21 protein-coding genes are annotated in these 24,191 nt (G+C 68.0%); 10 read left to right on the top strand and 11 right to left on the bottom strand.

Translation table 11 applies throughout. The annotated features are described in order from the left end of the window. Nucleotides 1-82 precede the first annotated feature (82 nt). The 3 genes from ACWDTD_RS04555 to ACWDTD_RS04545 all read right to left on the bottom strand — a co-directional run bounded on the left by ACWDTD_RS04555 (nt 83) and on the right by ACWDTD_RS04545 (nt 3,480). Nucleotides 83-1,417 carry an acyltransferase gene (locus tag ACWDTD_RS04555; protein WP_449745857.1) on the bottom strand — a complete coding sequence of 445 codons (1,335 nt, stop codon included), beginning with the start codon at nt 1,415-1,417 and terminating at the stop codon, nt 83-85. A gap of 166 nt (nt 1,418-1,583) precedes the next feature. Further along, nucleotides 1,584-2,849, bottom strand: a complete 1,266-nt coding sequence (locus ACWDTD_RS04550) for an MFS transporter (protein ID WP_449745856.1) — start codon at nt 2,847-2,849, stop codon at nt 1,584-1,586. Nucleotides 2,850-2,901: 52 nt separating this feature from the next. Beyond that, nucleotides 2,902-3,480, bottom strand: coding sequence for a TIGR03086 family metal-binding protein (locus ACWDTD_RS04545; protein WP_449745855.1), 579 nt, complete (start codon nt 3,478-3,480; stop codon nt 2,902-2,904). A gap of 94 nt (nt 3,481-3,574) precedes the next feature. Here ACWDTD_RS04545 and ACWDTD_RS04540 point away from each other — a divergent pair, with 94 nt between their 5' ends. Next, complete coding sequence (locus ACWDTD_RS04540) at nt 3,575-4,534, top strand: helix-turn-helix transcriptional regulator (protein WP_449745854.1); 960 nt, start codon at nt 3,575-3,577, stop codon at nt 4,532-4,534. Between the two features lie 15 nt (nt 4,535-4,549). Next, nucleotides 4,550-5,212, top strand: a complete 663-nt coding sequence (locus ACWDTD_RS04535) for a GntR family transcriptional regulator (protein ID WP_449745853.1) — start codon at nt 4,550-4,552, stop codon at nt 5,210-5,212. A 4-nt stretch (nt 5,213-5,216) separates the two neighbouring features. Here ACWDTD_RS04535 and ACWDTD_RS04530 read toward each other — a convergent pair whose 3' ends face one another. From ACWDTD_RS04530 to ACWDTD_RS04510, 5 genes are read right to left on the bottom strand one after another with little or no spacing between them, the layout of a single operon-like run. Further along, the gene (locus ACWDTD_RS04530) at nt 5,217-5,996 is read right to left on the bottom strand and encodes an alpha/beta fold hydrolase (protein ID WP_449745852.1); all 780 of its coding nucleotides are present in this window, start codon (nt 5,994-5,996) and stop codon (nt 5,217-5,219) included. Next, nucleotides 5,993-6,820: an HpcH/HpaI aldolase/citrate lyase family protein gene (locus tag ACWDTD_RS04525; RefSeq protein ID WP_449745851.1), complete on the bottom strand. Its 828-nt coding sequence runs from the start codon at nt 6,818-6,820 to the stop codon at nt 5,993-5,995. The genes ACWDTD_RS04530 and ACWDTD_RS04525 overlap by 4 nt, the downstream gene beginning before the upstream one ends. Beyond that, a complete protein-coding gene (locus ACWDTD_RS04520) occupies nt 6,820-7,680 on the bottom strand; it encodes an FAS1-like dehydratase domain-containing protein (RefSeq protein WP_449745850.1) in 861 nt (286 codons plus the stop codon). The genes ACWDTD_RS04525 and ACWDTD_RS04520 overlap by 1 nt, the downstream gene beginning before the upstream one ends. Further along, nucleotides 7,677-8,927 carry a CaiB/BaiF CoA transferase family protein gene (locus ACWDTD_RS04515; protein WP_449745849.1) on the bottom strand — a complete coding sequence of 417 codons (1,251 nt, stop codon included), beginning with the start codon at nt 8,925-8,927 and terminating at the stop codon, nt 7,677-7,679. Before ACWDTD_RS04515 ends, ACWDTD_RS04520 begins: the two co-directional genes overlap by 4 nt. 39 nt (nt 8,928-8,966) lie before the next feature. Beyond that, on the bottom strand, nt 8,967-10,124 hold the full coding sequence (locus ACWDTD_RS04510) for an acyl-CoA dehydrogenase family protein (RefSeq protein ID WP_449745848.1): 1,158 nt from the start codon (nt 10,122-10,124) through the stop codon (nt 8,967-8,969). 194 nt (nt 10,125-10,318) lie between these two features. On the opposite strand from ACWDTD_RS04510, the gene ACWDTD_RS04505 reads away from it, so the two are divergent. After that, complete coding sequence (locus tag ACWDTD_RS04505; protein ID WP_449745941.1) at nt 10,319-11,359, top strand: alpha/beta hydrolase; 1,041 nt, start codon at nt 10,319-10,321, stop codon at nt 11,357-11,359. Nucleotides 11,360-11,369: 10 nt separating this feature from the next. Here ACWDTD_RS04505 and kstR read toward each other — a convergent pair whose 3' ends face one another. Further along, the gene (gene kstR / locus ACWDTD_RS04500) at nt 11,370-12,026 is read right to left on the bottom strand and encodes a cholesterol catabolism transcriptional regulator KstR (RefSeq protein ID WP_449745847.1); all 657 of its coding nucleotides are present in this window, start codon (nt 12,024-12,026) and stop codon (nt 11,370-11,372) included. Between the two features lie 121 nt (nt 12,027-12,147). Here kstR and ACWDTD_RS04495 point away from each other — a divergent pair, with 121 nt between their 5' ends. The 7 genes from ACWDTD_RS04495 to ACWDTD_RS04465 all read left to right on the top strand — a co-directional run bounded on the left by ACWDTD_RS04495 (nt 12,148) and on the right by ACWDTD_RS04465 (nt 21,056). Continuing rightward, entirely contained in the window at nt 12,148-14,328 is a 2,181-nt protein-coding gene (locus ACWDTD_RS04495; RefSeq protein ID WP_449745846.1) for an acyl-CoA dehydrogenase family protein, read from the top strand. Between the two features lie 116 nt (nt 14,329-14,444). Beyond that, nucleotides 14,445-15,548, top strand: a complete 1,104-nt coding sequence (locus ACWDTD_RS04490; protein ID WP_449745845.1) for an acyl-CoA dehydrogenase family protein — start codon at nt 14,445-14,447, stop codon at nt 15,546-15,548. Continuing rightward, nucleotides 15,538-16,701: an acyl-CoA dehydrogenase family protein gene (locus tag ACWDTD_RS04485; protein ID WP_449745844.1), complete on the top strand. Its 1,164-nt coding sequence runs from the start codon at nt 15,538-15,540 to the stop codon at nt 16,699-16,701. Before ACWDTD_RS04490 ends, ACWDTD_RS04485 begins: the two co-directional genes overlap by 11 nt. Further along, nucleotides 16,698-17,753 carry a bifunctional MaoC family dehydratase N-terminal/OB-fold nucleic acid binding domain-containing protein gene (locus tag ACWDTD_RS04480; protein WP_449745843.1) on the top strand — a complete coding sequence of 352 codons (1,056 nt, stop codon included), beginning with the start codon at nt 16,698-16,700 and terminating at the stop codon, nt 17,751-17,753. Before ACWDTD_RS04485 ends, ACWDTD_RS04480 begins: the two co-directional genes overlap by 4 nt. Beyond that, entirely contained in the window at nt 17,750-18,163 is a 414-nt protein-coding gene (locus tag ACWDTD_RS04475; RefSeq protein ID WP_449745842.1) for a MaoC family dehydratase, read from the top strand. The genes ACWDTD_RS04480 and ACWDTD_RS04475 overlap by 4 nt, the downstream gene beginning before the upstream one ends. Next, complete coding sequence (locus ACWDTD_RS04470; RefSeq protein ID WP_449745841.1) at nt 18,160-19,347, top strand: lipid-transfer protein; 1,188 nt, start codon at nt 18,160-18,162, stop codon at nt 19,345-19,347. The genes ACWDTD_RS04475 and ACWDTD_RS04470 overlap by 4 nt, the downstream gene beginning before the upstream one ends. 74 nt (nt 19,348-19,421) lie before the next feature. Further along, complete coding sequence (locus ACWDTD_RS04465; protein WP_449745840.1) at nt 19,422-21,056, top strand: AMP-binding protein; 1,635 nt, start codon at nt 19,422-19,424, stop codon at nt 21,054-21,056. Nucleotides 21,057-21,144: 88 nt separating this feature from the next. On the opposite strand, the gene ACWDTD_RS04460 is transcribed toward ACWDTD_RS04465, so the two are convergent. Both ACWDTD_RS04460 and ACWDTD_RS04455 read right to left on the bottom strand, forming a co-directional pair. Then, a complete protein-coding gene (locus ACWDTD_RS04460) occupies nt 21,145-22,419 on the bottom strand; it encodes an SLC13 family permease (RefSeq protein ID WP_449745839.1) in 1,275 nt (424 codons plus the stop codon). An 18-nt stretch (nt 22,420-22,437) separates the two neighbouring features. Beyond that, nucleotides 22,438-24,087 carry an MFS transporter gene (locus ACWDTD_RS04455; protein WP_449745838.1) on the bottom strand — a complete coding sequence of 550 codons (1,650 nt, stop codon included), beginning with the start codon at nt 24,085-24,087 and terminating at the stop codon, nt 22,438-22,440. Nucleotides 24,088-24,191 lie beyond the last annotated feature (104 nt).

Below are 24,191 nucleotides of genomic sequence, written 5' to 3'. Positions count from 1 at the left end.
GCACGCTCGACCCCGAATCCGGGCAAGCTAGACGCGAATCCGGGCACGCTCGACGCGGATCCGGGCACGCTCGACGGGAATCTCAGACGGCTTGCTCGACGTATTCGTGGTCGCGGTGCCGGTACTGATGCCACGCGACGATCAGCGCCGAGACCGCCAGCAGCGCTCCGGTGACGGCGAGCAGATTCCCCACCCACAGGCCGAAGACGCCGCGCAGCAGCGCGCCCACCGCGATCGACGCGACCGCGACGAGCAGCGAGCGCAGCGCATTCTGCGAGCGCCAGTCGATGCGGCTGCGACCGGTGGTGATCAGACTGATCGGGCTGCGGCGAAGCACCTCCACCACGAACACGGTGAGGGCGACCGTCGCGGTGTAGGCCAGCAGCACCCGCGGAAAACCCGGCCACGACGTGATGTTGATGGCGGGGTAGAGAGCGCTCAGCGCCAGGGGATGGGCCAGATAGATCCCGAACGACCGGTCCGACGCGGTGCGCAACACGGCGTCGGGTATCGAGCCCGGCGTGCGGCGCTGCTGCCAGATGGTGCCGAGGCAGTAGAGGATCACGATGATGGCCATGAATGCGAACACGTTGTGCGGCAGGAACACGTTGGTGGCCCGTCCCACCGAGGTGCCGTTCGAGGTCAGGTAGAGGTAGTAGATCAGTGTGCCCACCACGGTCGCCGCGCACAGGGTCAGCAGCTGCCACCGCCACCGGATCACGAACGCCTGAAACGCCTCGTAATGCATGGCGGCCACACAGCCCGCGAGAATGAAGAACTGATACGGGAAGATCGTGATCACCAGGTGGGTCCACAGCACATGTGCGGGACCGTCGGCGAAGATTCTGGGCACCGGGCGCACCATGAAGTACATCAGCGCCACCTGGATCGCGAAACTCACCGCCAACTGGTAGCGATGAAAACCCCACGTACGCTTGAGGATCACCAGGATCAGCGGGAACACGGCGTAGATCTGCATGCTCACCGACAAGAAGTACAGGTGATACATCGCGTTGCCGGTCACCAGATCGTAGGCGATACTCTTGGCTGCGGTGATCATCGACTGTTGGTCGGCCACAACGCCTTTGAGTGTCGCGAGTCCGTCGATGCGGTACCGCCCGTAGGTCCAGTAGAACAGCGTCCATGTGACGAACGGCAGCCCGATGAGTTTGAAACGCCGCCGCCAGAACGGGATCGGATCGAGCGAACGATTGCGGTACTGGTAGGTGAGGACGAAGCCGGTCAGGGCGAAGAAGCCGTAGCGGGTGTATCGGAGGAACACCTCCACCGCACCGGCGGCGACGCTGGTGGCGGCGGTCGTGATGATCATGACGTGATCGAGGATCACGCCGCCGAAGGTGACCAGCCGTACGAGATCGATCTGGTACAGGTGCTTGTCGCGCCGGGTGGCGGTCATCGGTTGCGGACTCTCCGCACGAATGTCGTGTTTATCCGTTTCGCGGGGTTCCTCGGGTTCCGGGGCGCGATCCGTGGTCGTGCTAACGATCGCTCACCCTCCGTTTCCGCGGAATTCACAAGCCGGACGTCAGGCACGCTACACCGTGTTTTGTGCCGCGGACGCCTCAGGTCGCCGTGCGCGATCGTCTCCACCACACGGTCGCGCCGAGCCCGGCAGCGATGAAACAAGACGCGGCGCCCACTGCCAGCCCGGCCCGGGCACCGGCGACCTCGATGATCCACCCGATCAGTGGCCCGCCGATCGGGGTGGAACCCATGAACGCCACCGACCACAGCGACATCACCCGACCGCGCATCCGCGGTTCGGAGTTCAGCTGGAGTGTGGCATTGCCCGTGGACATGAAGGACACGCTCAGCCAGCCGACGAAGAACAGGGCGGCGATCGCCATCCACAATGTCGGCGCGGCCGCGGTCAGTGCGATGGTGACGCCGAATCCGGTGGAGGCGATGACGAGGGTTCGCAGACCGGTGGTGCCGCGCGCCGCGACGATCAAACCGCCCACCACCGCCCCGACCCCCATCGACGAGGTCATGAAACCGAACGCTTGCGGGCCACCGTCGAAGACGTCCCTGGCCGCCGCGGGCAGCGACACCTGGAACTCGTAGGCGAGGGTGCCGACGAGACCCATCATCAGTAGCGGCACCCAGAGGACCGGTTTGTCGGCGACGTAACGCAATCCCTCGCGCAGTTGGCCCTTGGCCCGCGCGACGGGCTGCTCCTCGGTGATCTCGGCGGTCCGCATCATCGCCAGAGAGGCCACCACCGCGACGAAGCTGGCCGCGTTGATCGCAAAACACCACCCGGCGCCCGCTGCCGCGAGCAGCACACCGGCCACCGCGGGCCCGACGGACCGGGCCGCGTTGACCATCACCGAGTTCAGGGTGACCGCATTGCGGATCAGGTCGGTGCCGACGATCTGGTGGATGAAGGCCTGACGCGCCGGATTCTCGAAGGCGTTGTTGAGGCCGAGAAGCAGCGCGAGTACGGCAATCTGCCACACCCGTACCCACCCGCCGAAGGTGAGCACGGCCAGCACAGCCGCCAGCACCCCCATCACCGACTGCAAGGCGATCATGAGCGTCCGACGATTTACCCGGTCGGCCACCACCCCCGCGTAGGGCCCGATCACGAGGATCGGCACCGCCTGTAGGGCGACGATCACGCCGAGGGTCGACGTCGAGCCGCTCAGTGTCAGCACCAGCCACGCCTGCGCGGTGGCCTGCATCCAGGTGCCGATGAGCGATACGGCCTGGCCGGTGAAATAGAGGCGGTAGTTGTATACCGACAGCGACGCGAACGCGCCCGACGCCGACGGCGCATCCGCGACCACACCGCGCGAGGGCTCGGTGCGCATGCGGTCGTCGGTCATCAGACCCAGCGTAGGCCCCGAGTCTGTGGGTCCACTCCGATGCTGGAGGCGGCTACCGCCAGGCCGCCGAGCGTCCGGACCAGTTCGCCAGACGCTCGGTGGGTCCCGCGTCGGGTCGAGGCTCGACGACGGGCGCGAACGGCACACCGGGATCATTGCGGATCTCCGCCGGAATGAACCGTTGGGCCACCGCGAGTGTGACGCCTGCCGCCTCCGGATCACCTTCGGCGGGTTGTCCGGTGGCCTCGGCGAGATCCCAGGCGTGCACGAGGGTCTCGTTGACGTAGCCCCACAGCGCGCCCGCGCCGGGCACCTGACCCCAGGGCACGGTGACCATGGCCGACAGCTTCGCGTCGTCGCTCCACAGGGCGATGGCCTCGGCCACTGCCTTCGCATACGACACGGCATCGTGGCGGTCGGCGATCGACGGCACGCTGGTGACGTCGATACCCGCGCCGAGTGCCACGGCCCGGCGCGCGGTACCGACGATGTGTGCCGACAGGGTCTGAACGTCGAAATCGGTGCAGGGCGTGGGGTTGCCGAGCTGATCATCATCGACGCTGGCGAGCAGGTCGGCCATCCAGGAGGTGGCCGTCTTGTAGAACGGTCGGGGATCGGCGGGCTGAGTCATGGTGAGCCTTTCGGACGGGTCGGAGCGCGTGCAGAACCCAGTGAATCGCTGATACATGACACCTTCTGTCATGTATTCGTGGAGAATTTCCGACATGCGGGCCGAACGCCTCCTGAACCTGATCATGCTGCTGAAGACGCATGGGCGGATGACGGTGGCGCGAATCGCCGCCGAACTCGACGTCTCCGAGCGGACGGTGTTGCGCGACATCGACGCACTGTCGCTGTCGGGGGTGCCCGTGTACACCGAGCGTGGCCGCCACGGCGGCGTCGCGCTGGTCCCCGGCTACCGAACCGACCTCACCGGACTCACCCCGGATGAGGCGGCCGCGCTCCTCGCCGCGGGCGGGCGCCTCGAGTCGTCGGCGCTCTCGAGTGCGATGCGCAAGATCGCGGCCGCCCTGCCCGAGGCCTACCGCCCCGATGCGATGCGCGCGGCGCAGCGCGTGCTGGTGCGCCCCGAGGGATTCGTCCGCGCACCGGCGCCACTCGACGCGCTTGGTCCTCTGCAGCAGGCGGTGTTCGACGGCCGGCGGGTGCGGCTCGACTATCGACGCCCGGGTTCGGCATCGGCCGTCGAGCGCATCGTCGACCCGGTGGGTCTGATCGTCGCCGGCGACACCTGGTACCTCGTGGCGAATGTTGCTGGGGCAGAGCGCATGTACCGGGTGTCACGGATCAGCGACGTCACCGTTCTCGACGTCCCCGCCGAGCGAGCCGACGATGTCGACCTCGACGAGATCTGGCAACGTCGACGTGCCGAGTTCCGGGCCGGATTCGAGTCGCTGGATGTGGTGATCGACTGCGCACCAGGTGATGTGGCACGCTTCACCGATCTGGGAATCGCCGTGACCGGCGTCGCCGCCGGCGGCGAGCACGCCGCTCGAGTCGTCTTGCACTTCGGTGACCGTCGCCGCGCGGAACGAACGCTCTGGGCGGCACGGTTCGACATCGCGTTCCGCGTTGTCGAACCCGCCTGGATTCACGAATCACTTGCTGCGGCCGCACGTGCGGCCGTGGCGTCGCCAACTTTTGTGGACCCAACCGCTCAATAGACTATATTTCGTGCCATGAGCGAGGAGGCCCGACCGCGCCGCCGGCGTCGGCCGCGACTGTCCGACGAGGCGGCCGAGCATGTCCGCGAACTCATCGTCTCCGGCGGGCTCGCGCCGGGGGAGTTCATCCGGCCCGAGAGCATGGCCGCCGAACTCGACATCTCGGCCACCCCGATGCGTGAAGGACTGCTCTCGCTACAGAGCGAGGGGCTGCTGCGGGTGGAGCCGCGCCGCGGCTTCGTGGTGGCGCCGCTGAGCAGCACCGACGTCGAGGACGTGTTCACCGGACAGGCCCTGCTGGCCGGCGAACTCGCGGCGCGGGCGGCCACCCGGATCACCGGCGACGATCTCGACGAACTCGAACGCATCCAGTCCGATCTCGAGAAGTGTGCTCGCGCAAACGATTTCGATCAGGTGGAGCTCCTCAACCATCAGTTTCACCGGATCGTCTATCGCGCCGCCGACTCGCCCAAGCTGTCCTGGATGATCAAGGGGTCGCTCAACTATGCGCCGCGACGGTTCTTCGCGTCGGTCGAGGGCTGGCCGCAGGCATCGGCCGCCGACCACCGCGCGATCATCGACAGCCTGCGTGATCGCGACCCCGACGCCGCCCGCGCCGCGATGTCGGCGCACATCCGCAACGCCGGACATCTGCTTGCAGCCCACCGGAAGAGCTGATCGATCAACCGGCGAGGAACTCCAGCGCCATCGGGCCGGCGGTGTCCCGGCATTCGTCGAAGTAGCCATGGCGGGCGCCGTCGAACAGGTGCACCCGCGCGTCGGGGATGCGTTCGGCGAGGATATCGGCGTTGACGGCCGGCGCGAACAGGTCGTCGGTGCCGTGCAGGATCAGTGTCGGCGCGGCGATCTCGGGCAGTCTGCCCCACGCGTCATGGGTGTTGCTGGTGCGCAGGTGGGCACGCCGCGCCCGGTCGCTCATCGTCGGATCGCCGAGAACCTGGTAGGGACCGGGGTGTTCGGCCTGCCACCGCGGTGTGTACATCAGGTCGGTCATCACCGCCGCGGCATCCGGACCGGCGAGCGCACGACGGATCTCCGGTGCGCGTTCCACCGCGTGATGACCGCCGGATGTGGTGCAGCCCAGCACGAGTCGACGCAACCTCGGTTGCGCGGTGATCGCGATCCACTGCGCGGTCCGACCGCCCATCGACGTGCCGTACACATCGAACCGGCCGATGGAAAGGGAGTCGAGTACCGCGATCGCGTCCTGCGCGAACTGTGGTGTGCTGTATCGGCCGTCGGGTGAATCGCTGTCGCCGGTGCCGCGGTAGTCGAAGGTGATGGTGGTGTGATCGCGGGTGAAATCACCGCGGGTGCGGTCCCACCAGCGATGGGTGTTGGCCTGCCCGGGCAGCAGCAACAACGCCGGCCCGGTGCCGCGCACCTGTACGGCGAGACGCGTGCCGTCGGCGGTGCGGGTGATCTGGTGGTATTCGGTCAACGCTGGGCCGCCGCGAGAATGCGCTCGGCACGGGCGACGACGGGCGGATCGACCATCTGACCGTCGACCGCGATAGCGGAGCCGTCGGACCGCGCCACGGCATCCACGATCCGCTCGGCCCACGCCACCTCCTCCGATGACGGAGCCAGGCACTCGTGCACCACCTCGACCTGCGCCGGATGGATACACAGCTTGCCCTGCAACCCGATCCGGGCGGCATAGCGCACGTCGTCGGTCAGCCGACCGGGATCGCGCAACGCGGTGGTGACCCCGTCGACGGGACTACCGATCCGGGCTGCCGCCGATGCCACCACCAGCGACGACCGGGCGAACAGCAACGCCTCGCGGTCGTCGGGATCGACCCTGAGTTCCGCGGCGAAATCGATGGCGCCGAAAGCTATCCGCGCCACGCCGCTCACCTGCGCGAGGTCGGCGCAGCGGGTGAGTCCCACCGCGGTCTCCACCAGCGGGATCACCGGCGCGGCGGTCGCCGCGGCGATGTCGGCGAGCGACTCGGCCGACTCCGCCTTCGCCACGAGGGTCGCCGCTCCGAACCGCGCGGCGAGCGCCACGTCGTCGCGATGCCATTCGGTGGTCGCCGCGTTGACCCGGATCACCGCGCTGTGACCGGCCGCGAGCCACCCGGCGACGTGGTCGCGCGTGGACACCTTGTCCGTTGGGGCCACCGCGTCCTCGAGGTCGATCACCACGACGTCGGCTCCGGCGGCCTCCGCCTTGGCGAAGCGCTCCGGACGGTTGCCCGGCACGAACAGAAACGTCCGGGCGGTGTCGAGATCGTCGGGACCAGGTTCGTCGGCGGCCATCAGAAGGTCCCGTGCGCGGTGACGTGGACGGTGTCGGCGCCGCTGACAACCCGCAGGTCGGCCCCGTCGCCCTCGGGATGTCCCACCACCCGGAACCGGTCACCGAGGAACAGTGGCTTGCGCAGCCGGAAGTCGAAGTGACGCAACGACACACCGTGATTGTGTGCGCGAGCGAGCTCCGCCAGGTACGTCGCCAGCAGTGGTCCGTGCACCACCAGGTCGGGGTATCCCTCGACCCCGGTCACATAGGGCCGGTCGTAGTGGATGCGGTGCGCGTTGGAGGTGAGCGCGGAATACCGGAACAACAGCGCGGCGGTGGGGATCGGCTCGGCGGTCCAGGGCCGGTCGGTGGCGCCGAGCTCCTCGATCTCCCGGGTGAACGGCCGAGACGATCCGGAATCGCTGCGGTACACCAGGTTCTGGTCCTCGATGAGCCGGACGGCACCGCCCTGGGAGTATTCGCTGCGCACGGTGACGAACAGCATGTCGCCGGTACGGCCGTGCTTTTCGACGACGTCCAGCAGGCTCGACCGCTTCTGCGTGGGTTCGCCGAGTCGAAGCGGTTGCGACACCGACATGGTCGATCCCGCGAACATGCGTCGGCGGTCGGGGATCGGCGGCAGGAAGTGGCCGTCGGCGGGATGCCCGTCGACGCCCAGCGCTGCGGTTGCGGGCCAGTCGGGAAAGAAGATCCACTGCCACGGGAGCGGCAGTTCGCCTCCCGCAGTGAAGGTGTCGCCGAGATCCAGGGTGACGGCGAGTCGCGTCGCCTGTGCCGGATCGAGGTCGTCGGCCTCGACCACCGGTTCCGGCGACCACGACGTGAGGTAATCGGTCAGCGAAGTGCGGGTGTCGGTCACCGGCGTTCTCCCGGGTTCGTGGCGGACAGGGGGCTGGGGGTGGACACAGGAGGTGTGTCGCGGTCGGGGATGCCGAGCACTCCGTCGGCCGCCAGGCCGGCGATGTCGGCGTCGGCGAGGCCGAGTTCGTGTGCGATGGAGACGGTGTCGGCGCCGAGTGACGGGACCGCATCCATGCGCGGGTCGGCACCCAGGTCGATCGGCGGGAGCAACGCGCGTATCGGGCCGTTCTCGGTGTCGACGCTGCGCCACCGATCCCGGGCGGAGAGCACCGGATGGTCGAGGAACTCGGTGACGGTGTTGACGCCGCCGAATGCGATGCGCGCCCGGCCAAGGCGGTCCGACAACTCGTCGGACGAGTACCGTCCGACGTGGGCCTGCACCTTCTCGTTGATCTGATCACGATGGGCCACCCGTGACGTGTTCGATCCGAAGCACGGGTCGGACGCCAGGCCCGGGTCGTCAAAGACGTTCTCGCACAAACGATGCCACTCAGGCTCGTTCTGGATGGCAAGCAAGAAGACGTGACCGTCGGCCGCGGTGAACGGACCGTACGGCGCGATGGTGGCGTGCTGGGCGCCGAAGCGCCCGGGTTGATGGCCGGCACCGGCGGTGAAGTGCGCGGGCTGGCCCATCCATTCGGCCAGCGCCTCGAACAGCGACACCTCGATGTGCGCGCCCTCGCCGGTGACCTGTCGTTGATAGAGCGCGGCCAGAACGCCGGAGAAGCCGTACATCCCGGCTGCGATGTCGGCGACCGAGACGCCGGCCTTCGCGACGTCGTCGGGGGTTCCGGTGATCGAGACCAGCCCGGTTTCGCATTGGACCAGCAGGTCGTAGGCCTTGCGGTCGGCCCAGGGGCCGGTGCTGCCCCAACCGGTGATCGAGAGTGTGATCGTGCGGGGATTACGGGCCCGGATGGCGTCGGCGCCGAATCCGAGCCGGTCGGCGGCACCCGGTCCGAGACTCTGCACGATCACGTCCGCCCGGTCGGCGAGGTCGTGGAGTATCGCCCGTCCACGTTCGCTCTTGACGTCGAGCGCGATCGACTCCTTGGACCGGTTGAGCCAGACGAAGTAGCTGGCGAGCCCGTTGACCGATTCGTCGTAGTAGCGCGCGAAATCGCCGGTGCCGGGTCGCTCGACCTTGATCACCCGGGCGCCGAGGTCGGCGAGCTGCCGGGTGGCGAAGGGCGCCGCGACCGCATGCTCGAGGGAGAGCACCGTCACGCCCTGGAGCGGGAGCATCAGATCACCTCCGGGAGAGAAGGTTATTGGGTTGATGGGTCAAATGGCGAGCCCGCCGCGGGCGACGAGCTGTTTGGCGATCACGTTCTGCTGGATCTCGTTGGTGCCCTCACCCACGATCATCAGCGGAGCGTCGCGGAAGTAGCGCTCCACGTCGTATTCGGTGGAATAGCCGTAGCCGCCGTGGATTCGGACCGCGTCGAGAGCGATCCGCATGGCCGTCTCCGAGCAGAAGAGTTTGGCCATGCCCGCCTCCATGTCCGAGCGCCGGCCTGATCCGACCCGTTCGGCGGCGTCGAGGAGCAGGCTGCGTGCCGCGGCGAGCTTTGTGCCCATGGTGGCCAGCATGTTTCCCACCGCTTGGTGTTTCCAGATCGGCACACCGAAACTCTCGCGTTCCTGGGCGTAGCGCAGTGCGTCGTCGAAGGCGGCCCTGGCGACGCCGGTGGCGCGCGCCGCGACCTGGATCCGGCCCACCTCGAGCCCCGTCATCATCTGTGCGAAGCCGCGGCCCTCGGTGCCGCCGAGCACGGCATCGGCCGGGACGCGGGCGTCGGTGAAGTTGAGTTCACAACTCTCCACGCCCTTGTAGCCGAGCTTGGGTAGGTCGCGGGAGACGGTGAATCCGGGAACCTTCTCCACCAACAGAATCGACACGCCCGTGTGCGCCGGCCGGGCGTGCGGATCGGTCTTGCACAACAGCGCCACCAGGCCGGATTTGCGGGCGTTCGAGATCCACGTCTTGGACCCGTTGATCACGTACTCGTCGTCGTCGCGGCGGGCAGATGTCGTCATGGCCTGCAGGTCGGAGCCGCCGCCCGGCTCGGTGAGCGCCATGGTGGCGCGCAGTTCTCCGGTCGCCATGCGGGGCAGGTACTTCTGCTTTTGCTCGTCGGTCCCGAAGGTCAGGATGAGCTTGGCCACCACGGTGTGCCCGCCCATCGCACCGGCAAGACTCATCCAGCCGCGCGCGAGTTCCTCGGTGACCTGCGCGTAGCAGGGCATCGACACCTGTGCGAATCCGTAGGGCTCGGGGATGGCCAACCCGTAGACGCCCATCTCCTTCATCTGCTCGATGAGCGCCTCGGGATAGGTGTTGGCGTGCTCGAGGTCGCGGACCACCGGACGGACCTGCTTGTCGACGAAGTCGCGGACGATCTCGACGATGGCCTTCTCTTCGGTGGACAGGGTGTGCACGGGGACTCCTTCCGTAAACTCTATAGAAAATAGAGTATAGCCCGAGCGTCGCGGTCACAACTGCCTAACGACCTCCGTCCGGGTTTGTCGAGCCACGAGCGCCCTGAGTAACATCTGAGACTGATGTTACGAATGTGACTAAAGGGGCAGATGTGAGTAAGCGATGGATTCGCCGTGTGGGAGCATTCGCGGCGCTGTCCGCGGTGACGGTTGGCGCCGGCACGCTCAGCGGCGTCGCGGCCGCCGACCCGTCGCCGGCCGGCCCCATCCCGTCGGTCTCCAGCATCCAGACCGTGGTGCACGATTCGCCCCTGCAGAGCACCCTCATCGTCTACTCGGCGTCGATGAACAAGCCGATTCCCGTCACCGTGCTGCATCCCAAGGACACCGGCAAACCGGTTCCCACGCTGTATCTGCTCAACGGCGCCGGCGGCGGCGAGGATTCGGCGACCTGGGCCGCGAAGACCTCGTACGCGCAGTTCTTCGCCGACAAGAACGTCAACGTGGTGACCCCGATCGGCGGTGCGTTCTCGTACTACACCGACTGGCAGCGCGACGATCCGGTACTCGGCCGCAACAAGTGGCAGACGTTCCTGACCAAGGAACTCCCGCCGTTGATCGACAAGGAGTTCAAGACCACCAAGGCCAATGCGATCGCGGGCATCTCGATGGCAGGCACCTCGGTGCTCAACCTCGCCATCGCCGCGCCCGGTCTGTACAAATCCGTGGCGGCCTACAGCGGATGCGCGCGCACCAGCGATCCCCTGGGCATGCAATACATCCGGATGGTCGTCGGCGACCGTGGCGGCGGCAACATCGTCAACATGTGGGGTGTGCCCGGTGGGCCGGGGTGGCGTGCCAACGATCCCTACATCAATGCGGCCAGACTGCGGGGCACCAAGGTCTACATGACCAGTGGAAGCGGACTGCCCGGGCCCTACGATCAGCTCAGCTCGCCGTTGATCGCCGGCGACCCGGTGACCCTGGCCAACCAGGTGGCCCTCGGCGGGCTGATCGAGGCCGCGGTGAACAACTGCACCCAGCAGATGACGCAGCGCCTGCGTGCGCTACGCATCCCGAACACGGTGATGTTGCGGCCCAACGGAACCCACTCCTGGGCGTACTGGGAAAAGGATCTGCACGACACCTGGCCGCTGATCGAGGCCGACCTGCGGCCGCAGCCCGCGCCCAAGCCGGCGCCGCAGCCCGTGTCGAAGAAACCCTCCACCCGCTGAGCGCCGGGCGTTACTCCTCCACCCGGCTCTTCAGTAGTAGTCGCACGGTCAGTTCGAGACGATTGGTGACGTCGGTGGCCGAGGCGCGCCGGGTCAGCCACTGCACGAGATTCGACATCCACACGTCCGCGAGCACACGCGCGATCGCCAGGTCCTCGTCGGTCGGTTCACCCTCGTCGACGATGGCCCCGGCCAGCAACCGGTCGATGATCGAGGCCACCTGATCGACCTCGGTGGTCGCCGACGCGTCGGCGAACATGAACGCGCGGGTCATCGCTTCGGTCAGCAGCGGATCCCGTTGCATCGCAAAGGTGATCATGTCGAGGACGTGCCGCAGACGCTCGATCGCGTTGTCGCCGCGCAGTTGCGAGCGGTCGACGCGGGACTCCACCCGTTCGAGTTCGCGCGCCAGCGCGGTCACCAACAGATGCACCTTGGACGGGAAGTAGCGGTAGAGAGTACCCACGGCGACGTCGGCCTTGTCGGCGACGGTGCGCATCTGCACCGCGTCGTACCCGCCCTTGGAGGCAAGCGCCAAGGTCGCGTCGAGAATGCGTCGACGGCGATCACGTTGCGCGGCCGAACCGCTTTCCCCGGCCGAGCCGACCGGGGTGCGCGCCGTGGCGCCCTCCGGTGACACGTTCTCCTCAGCTGTCTGCCGGGCCATGCGTTCGCACCATCGTCACGTGAGATCTCCTCGGTTCGGCGGGTGGTTGCCGACACCCACCCATGGCATATTAGAACAGGTTCTATTTCCTGGTCACAACTCGACATGCAGAGGATTCAGAGTGACGCTAGCCACCTCTCCCGAACAGATCGCGGTGTGTACGTCGATCTCGTCCTGGGCCGATCGCCTCCGCACCACCGAACTCGTCCGTGCCGATCTGGAGAAGCCGAGTGACCGGTGGCGCGAGCTGTTCGGCCAGCTCGGAGACTTCGGGGTGTTCGCGACGGCGCTGCCGGAAAGATGCGGTGGACTCGGCGGGAGCTGGGCTGATGTGGCGGCGATGCTGCAGGAATGCGGCCGCAGGCTGGTGCCCGGGCCGATCGTCGCCACGGTGGCCGCAGCGGTCGCGTTGTCGGCGTCCGACGACCCGCGCGCACCGGAACTGCTCGACGAGGTGATCGGCGGCGAGCGGCCGGCGGTGGTGCCCGCGAGGCTCACCGCGTGGGATGAGGTACCCGAATTCGACGGGCGGCTCGATCTCGGTCCGGTCGCGGGATATGACGACGACCTGGTGGTGCTGGTGTGCGCCGCGGTGCCGGGGCGCCGGGGGTCGTTCTGGATCGTGCCGCCCGGCGCCGGTGTGCGCGAGGTGATGCCGCAGGCGGTGATCGACGGCACGGCGTCGGTGTCGCGGGTCTCCATCACCGGACTGGTTGCCGACGACCTGATCGCCTGCCCGAACGGGCCGATGCTCGTCGGGGCGTTGGCGTGCGGTCGCACCGCGTATCAAAGCGGCGTGGCGCGCTGGGCGCTCGACACCGCGGTCGCCTACGCCAAGGTGCGCACCCAGTTCGGGGCTCCGATCGGCTCGTTTCAGGCGGTCAAGCACCTCTGCGCCGACATGCTGTGCGACACCGAGCAGATCGAGTCCGCGGCATGGGATCTCGCCGGCTCCCTGGACCGGTTCGCCGCGGCCGACCACCCGGAGTACCTGCTGGATCAGCTCACGATGAGCCGGCTCACCGCCGACGTGCTCACCGCCGACCTGCCGGTACGCGTCACGCAGGGTTGCGTCCAGGTGCTCGGCGGCATCGGCTTCACCTTCGAACACGACGCGCATCTGTACCTGCGGTCGGCGGTGGCCGCGCGCGCCGCAGTGGGTGCGGCAACCCGGCAGCGCGCCGACCTCGCCCGATGTGGATTCGACGGTGTCCGGATCACTTTCGACGTCGACCTGTCGACGGTGGAGGAGCGCCGCGCGGAAGTGCGGGCCGCCGTCGCCGAGGTCGCCGCTACCGACCCCGTCGGCCGGCGCGGGAAGCTCGCCCGGTCGGGCTACCTGGCCCCGCACTGGCCGCCGCCCTACGGACTCGGCGCGAGTCCGGCGCTGCAACTCCTCATCGACAGCGAGTTCGAGGCCGCCGACGTGGAGCGGCCGGACCTGGTGATCGGCGCCTGGGCCGTGCCGACGATCCTCGATCACGGCACCGACGCGCAGCGTGACCGGTTCGTGGTGCCCACGCTCGAAGGCGACATCGTCTGGTGTCAGCTGTTCAGTGAGCCCGAAGCGGGTTCCGACCTCGCGTCGTTGCGCACCCGCGCCACCCGGGCGGACGGCGGCTGGCTGTTGTCGGGGCAGAAGATCTGGACGTCGCAGGCGCACAACGCGCAGTGGGGGATCTGCCTGGCGCGCACCGACCCCGAGGCGCCGAAACACAAGGGGATCACCTACTTCCTGGTCGACATGAGCACGCCGGGCATCGTCATCCGGCCACTGCGCGAACTGAGCGGACAGGCCAACTTCAACGAGGTGTTCCTCGACGACGTGTTCGTGCCCGACGACTGCGTGGTCGGCGAGGTCAACGCCGGCTGGCGCCTGGCACGCACCACATTGGCCAACGAACGGGTCGCCATGGGCGGATCGGGTCTCGGCAAGGAGATGGACGCGCTGCTGCGGCAACTCGCGGACTCTTCTCGCGCCCTCGACGCCGGTGAGATGCGCAGGCTCGGCGACCTGGTCGCCGACGCCCACATCGGCCGGGTCCTCGACGCGCGGTCGGTGGCCCGGCGGGTCCAAGGGCTGGACCCGGGTGCGCTGTCGAGTGTGCGCAAGCTCATCGGGGTGGCGCATCGGCAATCGGTGCCCGCATTCGGGCAGGATCTCCTCGGCGCCGAGGGACTTGTGGCATCCGATGCCGGCGACCTCCTCCTGCAGAACCGCTGTCTGTCCATCGCCGGTGGCACCACCCAGATCCTGCGCACGGCCGCCGCCGAACGCATTCTCGGACTGCCCCGCGGCTGAGAGTCGCCATGCGGCGAAAACTGCAGATCATGGGCCGTTGAGGACACACGGCCCGCCCGGTCTGATACAACTAGAACAAGTTCTAGTTCTGTTCCGCTCCGACGAGGAGGATACGGGTGGATTTTGCGCTCGATTCCGCGGCCACGGCGGTGGCCGACGTCGCCGCCGACGTGCTCTCCCGGCATCGCCCCGACTGGGCCGATCGCTTCACCGACGACGGTTTCGACGACGCGGTGCCCGGTGGTTTCGACACCGTCCTGTGGCGGGCGGTGGTCGATGCCGGTCTGGTCGCGCTGCCGCTACCCGCGGCGTTCGGGGGCGACGACCTCGGCGTCTGCGACGTCGCGCCGATGCTGCGGCGGTTGGGGGAGTCGGCGGCGGTCACCCCGGCCATCGGATCGGTGACATCGGCCCTGGTACTCGACGCGGTCGACCCGGACTGCGCCGCGGATGGACCGTGGGCGCGCTGGGGCCGCACGCTGACCGGCGGCGGCCGGCATGCGGTGGCCCTCGGTGAACCCGGCGACACGCTGACCGTCACGCCGCACACCACCCTGCGCGACGGACGGCTCAACGGCACCAAAACCGGTGTGCTGCACGCGGAGGGGGCCGATGCCCTGCTCGTCGCCGCCGACGCCGGCGTGATCGCCGTGGACCCGACCTCTTCCGGCGTGAGCGTGGTTCGTACCCCCGCGTCGAGCGGCTGGGGGGAGTTCACGGTGCGCTTCGACGACGTCGCCGTCGACGATGCGGACCTGCTGACCGCCGACATCGCCGTGCTGCGCGACTACTACCGCGTCGCGCTGTGCACCTACGCCGACGGCCTCGTCGCCGGTGCCACCCGGCTCACCGCCGAGCACGTCTCCCAGCGCAACCAGTTCGGCAAACCCATCGCGCTGTTCCAGGCAGTGGGCCAGCAACTCGCCGACATCTACGTCGTCGGGCGGTCGCTGCACCTGGCCGCCACGTCGGCGGCCTGGCGTCTGTCACAGCGGCGTGACGCCGACCATGACCTGGGCATCGGCACGTACTGGATTGCTGCCGAGATCCCCGCCGCCATGCGCACCATGACCCACCTGCACGGCGGTATCGGCGTCGACATCACCTATCCGCTGCACCGTTACTTCTCCATCGCCAAAGACCTGGCCCGACTCGTCGGCGGTGGCGACGCGCGACTCGACGAATTGGCCGACCTGGGGGAGCTCGCCGATGTTCATTGACCTCACCGACGATCAGAAGGCGCTGAAAGCACAACTGCACGAATACTTTTCGACGCTGATCGAACCGTCCGACGCCGCGGAGATGGTCACCGACCGCCACGGCGCCGCCTATCGCAGGGTGATCCGACAGATGGGACGTGACGGCTGGCTGGGTGTCGGCTGGCCGAAAGAATACGGCGGCAAGGGTTTCGGCGAGATCGAACAGCAGATCTTCACCAACGAGGCAGTCCGCGCCGACGTGCCGCTGCCCGCGGTGACCCTGCAGACCGTGGGGCCCACACTGCAGGTGTACGGCACACCGGAACAGAAGGAGAGGTTCCTGCCCCGCATCCTCTCCGGTGAGGTGCATTTCGCGATCGGGTACACCGAGCCCGAGGCCGGCACCGACCTGGCGTCGCTGACCACCTCGGCCGTTCTCGACGGCGATCACTACGTGGTCAACGGCCAGAAGATCTTCACCACCGGAGGCCATGACGCCGACTACATCTGGCTCGCGGTGCGCACCGACAAGGACGTGCCCAAGCACAAGGGCATCTCGATTCTGATCGTCGACACCTCCGATCCGGGCTTCAGCTGGACACCGATCATCACCGCCGACGGCGCCCACCACGTCAACGCGACCTACTACAACGACGTGCGGGTGCCGGTCGGGATGCGGGTGGGCGGCGAAGGCGACGGCTGGAAGCTCATCACCACGCAGCTCAACCACGAACGGGTGATGCTCGGCCCCGCCGGACGGATCGAGGGACTCGCGGCCCGGGTCCGCCGGTGGGCCGCGCAGGCGGGACCGGACGGCACGGCGATCGTCAAGCAACCCGATGTGCGGCGCACGCTGGCGCAGATCGACGCGTACGCACGGATCAACGAACTGCTGAACTGGCAGGTCGCCTCCACCGGCGAGGCCATCTCCATGGCCGACGCCGCGGCCACCAAGGTCTTCGCCACCGAACGGGTGCAGATGGTGTGCCGGATGGTCGACGAGATCGTCGGCCGTTACGGTGATTTCACCGACCCGCAGACCGCGGCCCTGGTGGAGTGGCTCGATGTGCAGGAGAAGCGCAACGTGGTCATCACGTTCGGTGGAGGGGTCAACGAGGTGATGCGGGACATGATCGCCACCGCGGGTCTCGGATTGCCGCGGGCCAAGCGATGAACGCCGTCTCCGCCGCCGAGATCCGCTCCGCCGCACAGATACTCATCGACGCCGGAGCCAGTGCCCCGGTGGCCGGGCGAGACCCCGTGAACACGCCGATGATCAACAACTGGGTGGAGGCGATGGGGGACCGCAATCCCGTCTACGTCGACGCCGACGCAGCGCGTGCCGCCGGTCATCCCGGCATCGTCGCGCCGCCCGCGATGGCCCAGGTGTGGACCATGCGAGGGCTGCACGGTGTGCGCGCCGCCGACGATCCGCTCGGCCGGGCAAGCGAACTCTTCGACGAGGCCGGCTACACCTCGGTGGTGGCCACGAACTGCGACACCACCTATCACCGATATCTCGAGGTGGGTGAACAGGTCTCGCTGTCGAGTGAACTCCTCGACGTGACCGGGCCCAAGAACACGGCGCTGGGGGAGGGCTGGTTCTTCACCACTCGCAACACGTGGTCGGTGGGCGACGAGGTGGTCGCCGAGATGAATTTCCGCATCCTCAAGTTCCGGCCGCCGGCCGCCGAGGGTTTCGACAAGCTCAACCAGCGGGGGGACGAGCTCAACCAGCAGGGGGACAAGCTCAACCAAGATCTCGACCCCACCCGGATGCTGCGGCCGAGCGTCTCACGTGACACCGCGTTCTTCTGGGAAGGCGTGGCGGCGCACGAACTGCGAATTCAGCAGACCGCCGACGGCACCCTGCGTCATCCGCCGGTGCCCGCCACGTGGAAGCCGCGCGACCCCGATGGCACGTATCCGCAGACCGACTTCGTGGTCGCACAAGGGACCGGCACCGTCTACAGCTACGTGGTGCATCGTGCGCCCAAGGTGCCCGGCCGTACGCTCCCGTTCGTGGTGGCGCTGGTGGAAGTCGATGAGGGCGTGCGGATGCTCGGCGAACTGCGCGACGTCGAACCCGGCGACGTCGAGATCGGCATGCCCGTCGAGGTCACCTTTCTCGACTTCCCCGCCGACGCCGACGCGGGCACCGACGCGTGGACGCTCTACGCCTGGCGCCCCGTGGCGCGGGCCGGCTCCGCGGAGGCGCGGCGATGACCGCCGGCGTGGCATCGACGGTGGTCGTGGGAACCCAGCTGCCGCCGTTGACGATCGACGCGACACCGACGTTCGTGGTGTCCACCGCGCTGGCCACCCGCGACTTCCAGGATGTGCACCACGACCGCGATCTGGCACAGGCCAAGGGCTCGAGGGACATCTTCGTCAACATCCTCACCGACACCGGACTCGTCGAACGCTTCGTCACCGACTGGGCCGGACCGTCGGCGCGGATACGGTCGATCGCGTTGAAACTCGGCGTGCCCTGGTACGCCTACGACGCGGTCACCTTCACCGGCGAGGTCACCGCCGTCGACGACGAACTCGTCACCGTGGCGGTCACCGGCGCCAACAGTCTCGGCAAGCACGTCATCTCGACCGTCACCCTCACGATCGGAGCACACCGATGAGCCTGTCGGGCAACAGCTTGTCGGGTAAGGCCGCCATCGCGGGGATCGGCGCCACCGACTTCTCCAAGGACTCCGGACGCAGCGAACTACGACTGGCCGCCGAGGCCGTCTCCGCCGCGATCGCCGACGCGGGCCTCACACCTGCCGACGTGGACGGCCTGGTCAGCTTCACCATGGACACCAATGCCGAGATCGCCGTGGCCCGAGCGGTCGGTATCGGTGACCTCACCTACTTCTCGCGTATCCACTACGGCGGTGGCGCCGCGTGCGCGACGGTGCAGCAGGCCGCGATGGCGGTGGCCACCGGCGTGGCCGATGTGGTGGTGGCCTACCGGGCGTTCAACGAACGCTCCGGACTGCGTTTCGGTCAGGTCAATTCCGCGGTGGCCAACCAGGAGAACTCGTCGGGCACCGACAACGCCTTCAGCTATCCGCACGGACTGTCCACCCCGGCGGCGTTCGTCGCGATGGTGGCGCAGCGCTACCAATACGAATACGGCGCCACCAGTGAGGATTTCGGGCGCATCGCGGTGGTCGACCGCAAACATGCGGCGTGCAACCCCAACGCCTTCTTCTTCGGCAAGCCGATCACGCTCGACGACCATCAGAGTTCCCGCTTCATCGCCGAGCCCCTGCATCTGCTCGATTGCTGCCAGGAATCCGACGGCGGCGTCGCGGTGGTCGTGGTGTCCGCCGAGCGGGCCCGCGATCTGCCCCACCGGCCCGCGATGATCGCGGCGGCGGCGGCCGGCAGCGCCGACGACCAGTTCATCATGACCAGCTACTACCGCGACGAACTCGCCGCGCTCCCCGAGATGGGACTCGTCGGGCGGCAGCTGTGGGCACAGTCGGGACTGCGTCCCGACGACATGGACGTCGCCATCCTCTACGACCACTTCACGCCCTACACGCTGCTGCAGCTCGAGGAACTCGGGTTCTGCGGCCGCGGCGAGGCCAAGGACTTCGTCCGGGAACCCGGCGCCCTGGAAGTGGGCGGACGGCTGCCCCTGAACACCCACGGCGGGCAACTCGGCGAGGCCTACATCCACGGCATGAACGGCATCGCCGAAGGAGTTCGCCAACTGCGCGGCACCTCGGTGAACCAGGTCGACGACGCCGCAGCGGTGATCGTCACCGCCGGAACCGGCGTGCCCACCAGCGGACTGGTGCTGACTGCCGCCTGACCCTGACACCGGACCGTGCCCCGACCACCGAACCACACAGTCACTGTCATTCCACCGACGAGGAGGCCGGAACGATGAAGTTCAACCTGGCAGATGTTTTCGAAACCGTCGCCGATTCCGTGCCGGACCGGATCGCGGTGAGTTACCAGGGACGCCAGATCAGCTACACCGAGCTTGACCGGCTCGCCACGCAGGTGGCACACATGTTCGCCGCCAACGGCATCGGCGCCGACGACCACGTGTCGCTGTTCCTCAAGAACAGCGTCGAACACGTCACCAGCCTGCTCGGCCTGCTGAAGATCCGTGCGGTCCCGGTGAACATCAACTACCGCTACACCACCACCGAACTGCACTACATCTTCGACAACTCCGATTCGTGCGCCGTGGTCGTCGAACTGCCCGAACACCAGCGCAGCCTGGCGCAGCTACTCGGCGAACTCCCGCTGGTGCGTACCATTTTCGTGATCGGCGACGTCGTCGACGACCTCGTGACCGCGGCAGCCGGACTGCCCGGTGGCCGAACGGTGAACGTCGTGACCTTCGCCGACTACGAAACCGCCTCGACGGAGCGGGATTTCGAACCGCGCACCGGCGACGAACACTATCTGCTCTACACCGGGGGAACCACGGGATACCCGAAAGGTGTCATCTGGCGACACGACGACTTCTTCCGCAAACCCATCTCCGGCGGCAATCCCTACGGCGAGGCCCGCCGCGATCTCGCCGAACTCGGTGCCGCGGTCAAGGATTTCCCGTCCATCGCGTTCAACATCGCGGCGCCCCTGATGCACGGCGCCGCGTCGTACTCGCTGTTCACCTTCCTCACCCTCGGCGGTCGGCTGGTGCTGATGCGTGACTTCGACCCCTCGGCGATCGTCACCGGTATCGAGGAGGAGAAGATCCAGATCGTCCTGATCGTCGGTGACGCGATGGGGATGCCGCTGGTGGAGGAACTCGAGCAGCGCGCCGGGGAGGTGGATCTGTCCTCGCTGTTCTCGATCACCTCCGGTGGTGCCATCTGGTCGCAGCACGTGCGCGAACGGATGGCGGCGGTCAAGCCGGATCTGGTGCTGCGCGACAACTTCGGCGCCTCCGAATCGGGCAACGACGGCGAGATCTTGATGGACGACAACGGCAACCTGCGGGTTCCGCCGACCGAGAAGATGATGGTCGTCGACGAACGCCTGAGGCCGATCGAACCGGGCTCCGGTGATGTCGGCTACATCGCGCGGATCGGCAACGTCCCGCTGGGCTACTACAAGGACGAGGAGAAGTCCGCCAAGACGTTCCCGACGCTGCCCGACGGGCGACGCGTGTCGATTCTCGGGGACATGGGCACAGTGGAGGCCGACGGCACCATCGTGTTCCTCGGCCGCGGTTCCCAGTGCATCAACACCGGTGGCGAGAAGGTCTATGCCGAGGAGGTCGAGGCCACCCTGCACGCACATCCCGCGGTGGCCGACGCGCTGGTGGTGCCGGTGCCCGACCCGCGCTACGGGCAGCGGGTGGCCGCGGTGGTCACGGTGGCCGACGGATTCGCCGAACCGTCCCTGGAGGAACTGCAGGACCATTGCCGGGAATCGTTGGCCGGCTACAAGGTTCCCCGTGCGGTGGTGTTCGTCGACGAGGTCAAACGCACGCCCGCCGGTAAGGCCGACTACAAGTGGGCCAAGAACGCCGCGGCGGTGGGGGCGACGGCAGTGGTGTAGCGGGCTGGTGCCAGAAAGGTCACCGCTCAGAGGAGCGGACTGCACCGGTACCACCCGGACTTCGCTGCGGTGACCTCTCTGGATGCCCTCAGAGCGTGAACCCGACCCACAGCGCGACGACCGCCGCCGCCAGCGTCGGCGGCACCGACACCACCCCGAGCGCCAGGTGTGTGCGCACGCGCGTCGGCGTGGACTGGCGATGCATCACGTCGCGCCACAACAGATTTGCCAGCGAGCCGAAATACGTGAGATTCGGGCCGATGTTCACGCCGAGCAGCACGGCCAGTACGAGAGCGGGCTGGTGGGTGACCAGCGGGACCAGCAGCAGCGTGGCGGGCAGGTTGTTGAGCAGATTGGCCAGCACCGCGGCCAGGGCCGCCGCGCCGAGCAGTGCGAGCAGACCGGTGCCCCTGGGTAGCAGGTGGGCGACCAGGTCGCCCACCGCACCCTCGCGGACCGGCAGGATGATGACACCCAGCGCCGCGACGAAGACGAGAAACGGCACGTTCAGCGCCGAGATCGTCCGCTGCACCGCCGCACCCGGTGCCCTGCGCAGCGACGGAATCACCATCACCACCGCACCGATCGTCGCCACCAGATACAGCGGCACACCGAGCGGTTCGGCCACGACGAACGCCACCAGCAACACCACGAGCGCGGCCAGAGCGGCACGGGTGGAACGGCTCGGTGCCGCGATCCCCGCATCGGTGTCGGGCGCAGAGGCCACGGCGGCGCGTCGACTCAGCTGCTCGGCGAAGAACCAACGAAACACCAAGTACTCCACCACGACGGCCGCCACGAACGGGGCGGCCATCAGGCCCGTGAAGCGCGCGAAGCTCAGGCCCGTGGCACCGAAGGCCAGCAGGTTGGTGAGGTTGGAGATCGGCAGCAACGTCGACGCGCTGTTGGCGAGATGACTGTTGGCCATACCGATCGGGGCCACCGCCACGCCCACCCGGCGCGCGGCCAGGACCGCCACCGGAGTGAGCAACACGATGGTGGTGTCCAGGCTCAGCACGGCCGTGGTGAGCGCGGCCACCACGAACACGATCTGCAGCAACCGAATCGGCGAGCCGCGGCACGCGCCCGAGATCACTCCGCCTACCCAGTCGAAAACACCTGCCTCCGAACAGATGTCGGCGATCACCAACATGGCCGCCAGGAAGACGATGGTGGGGCCGATGCCGGAGATCTCGGTGCGGGCCGCCGCCACGGTGGTCAGCCCGAGTGCCGGCATCCCGATCGCGGCCGCCACGGCCACCAGCGCAGTGATCACGCGGCCCGTCGACAGGGTGGTCACGATCACCACGAGCAGGATCGCGACCGACACGAGGGTGCCCAGCGGTGTGTGGACCCCGATCACCGTGCCGAGCCTACGCGGTCATGCGTCCGAGCCGGCGTCCCAACCGAATTCGTTCTCGCCGGCAACCGGCTCGGAGTCGGCCTCGAGTGCGACCACCCGGCGCGGGGCGAGCCAGATGAGCACGAGGGATCCGGCGACGAGTACGGCGCCGAGGATGACGCACGCCTGGTTCATCGGGGTGATGAAGGCGCTGCGCGCGCCGTCGAGGATGGCTCCGGCGAGGTTGCCCGCCTGCGCGGGCAGCCGGTCGGCGACCGCCGTTGCCTCGGCCAGTGATTTGGAGATGCTGGTGGCGGCGTCGCCCGCCTGCGTGATGAGCGCCTGCCCGCCTGCGGCATCGCCCGCGGCGATGCGCTGTTGCCCGGCGGCGGTGAGTTGTGTGCGCGCGAGGTCGGCGGTGGGTCCGATGCGTGCGGTGTACCCGGCCGCGAGCAACGACCCGGCCAAGGCGATGCCGATGGCGGCGCCGAACTCGCGGGCGGTGTCGTTCACCGCCGACCCCACACCCTGGTTCTCCAGCGGGGTGTTGCTCATGATCGCCGTGGTCGACGGCGCGGTGGCCAGTCCGATACCCACGGCGACGAGCGCGAGCATCCACGCCATCATCCAGTACTGGTCGTAGTCCACCAGGCCGAGCGCCAGCAGTCCCGTACCCGCGATCAGGATGCCGCCGGACAGCACGAAGCGCAGCGAGTGGAAGCGCACCGCCAGCCAGTTGCCGACGAGCGCGAACACACTGACGCCGATCACCATCGGCATCAGTGCGAAAGCCGAACGCAGCGGCGAGTATCCGAACACCAACTGAAATCGCTGCAGCAGGAGGTAGAAGGCGCCGAAGGACGCAAAGAACTGCAATGTCACCGACAACGCGCCCGACCCGAAGGCGCGGTTGGTGAACAGTCGGACGTCGAGAAGCTGGTGCGGGCTCCTGAGTTCCACCAGGCAGAACGCCACCAGCAACACCACACCGCCGACGAGGCCCACCAGGACCACCGGGTCGGCCCAGCCGCGGTGTGGTGCCTCCAGCAGGCCGAAGATCACTCCGGTGACGCCGAGGATCGACAGCGCCGACCCGAGCACGTCGAAAGGCTTGGGTTCGTCATCTCGCGACGACCCGATGGTGACGCAGAGCGCGGCGACCAGTGTTGCCGAGGCCGCGAAGGTGATGAAGATCGAATGCCACGAGAAGAACAACAACAGCACACCGGTGACGAAGAATCCGGCGATCGCCCCGGCGCCGGCCACCGCGGCCCAGATGCTGACACCGAGGCTGCGCTTGTCCGACGGCACCCCGGAGGTGATCAGCGACAGGGTGGTGGGCATGATCAGCGCGGCGCCCGCCCCGGCGAGCACGCGGGTGGCGATCAGCTGCGTGGGGTTGGTGCTCCAGATGGCCAGCAGCGACGCCACGGCGAAGACGATGAGGCCGATCACCAGGATTTCGCGACGCCCGTACCGGTCGCCGATGGCACCCGCCGGCAGCAGCAGGGCGGCCAGTGCGAGTGTGTATCCGTCGGCGATCCACGTCATCTTTCCCGCGTCGGCGCCGATGTCGACGGCGATGTCGGCGAGGGCGGTGTTCAGCGCCGCCATCGCGGCTACCACCATGCTGACAGCCGCGCAGGCGATGAAGATCAGCCATGCCGCCCGCAGGCCGGTGCGGTTCATGCCGAACACGGTGTTCCGGCCTCGACGGTGTGGCGACGGCCCAAGTGGGTCGTTTGTGCGACACGCGGCGCGGGAATCACGCCACGCGACGCACCATGTGACAC

This window comes from Gordonia sp. NPDC003425 (assembly GCF_053588635.1).
The sequence above is the reverse complement of the archived record's forward strand: the minus strand, read 5'-3'. Positions and strand labels throughout refer to the sequence as shown.

Bases quoted from the DNA above. Each gene is read 5' to 3' on its own strand.
- ACWDTD_RS04525 (WP_449745851.1), bottom strand. From the start codon at position 6,820: ATGGCCGCCGACGAACCTGGTCCCGACGATCTCGACACCGCCCGGACG.
- ACWDTD_RS04475 (WP_449745842.1), top strand. From the start codon at position 17,750: ATGACCGCCGGCGTGGCATCGACGGTGGTCGTGGGAACCCAGCTGCCG.
- ACWDTD_RS04550 (WP_449745856.1), bottom strand. From the start codon at position 2,849: ATGACCGACGACCGCATGCGCACCGAGCCCTCGCGCGGTGTGGTCGCG.
- ACWDTD_RS04485 (WP_449745844.1), top strand. From the start codon at position 15,538: ATGTTCATTGACCTCACCGACGATCAGAAGGCGCTGAAAGCACAACTG.
- ACWDTD_RS04465 (WP_449745840.1), top strand. From the start codon at position 19,422: ATGAAGTTCAACCTGGCAGATGTTTTCGAAACCGTCGCCGATTCCGTG.
- ACWDTD_RS04470 (WP_449745841.1), top strand. From the start codon at position 18,160: ATGAGCCTGTCGGGCAACAGCTTGTCGGGTAAGGCCGCCATCGCGGGG.
- ACWDTD_RS04540 (WP_449745854.1), top strand. From the start codon at position 3,575: ATGCGGGCCGAACGCCTCCTGAACCTGATCATGCTGCTGAAGACGCAT.
- ACWDTD_RS04555 (WP_449745857.1), bottom strand. From the start codon at position 1,417: ATGACCGCCACCCGGCGCGACAAGCACCTGTACCAGATCGATCTCGTA.
- ACWDTD_RS04545 (WP_449745855.1), bottom strand. From the start codon at position 3,480: ATGACTCAGCCCGCCGATCCCCGACCGTTCTACAAGACGGCCACCTCC.
- ACWDTD_RS04455 (WP_449745838.1), bottom strand. From the start codon at position 24,087: ATGAACCGCACCGGCCTGCGGGCGGCATGGCTGATCTTCATCGCCTGC.
- ACWDTD_RS04535 (WP_449745853.1), top strand. From the start codon at position 4,550: ATGAGCGAGGAGGCCCGACCGCGCCGCCGGCGTCGGCCGCGACTGTCC.
- ACWDTD_RS04515 (WP_449745849.1), bottom strand. From the start codon at position 8,927: ATGCTCCCGCTCCAGGGCGTGACGGTGCTCTCCCTCGAGCATGCGGTC.
- ACWDTD_RS04480 (WP_449745843.1), top strand. From the start codon at position 16,698: ATGAACGCCGTCTCCGCCGCCGAGATCCGCTCCGCCGCACAGATACTC.
- kstR (WP_449745847.1), bottom strand. From the start codon at position 12,026: ATGGCCCGGCAGACAGCTGAGGAGAACGTGTCACCGGAGGGCGCCACG.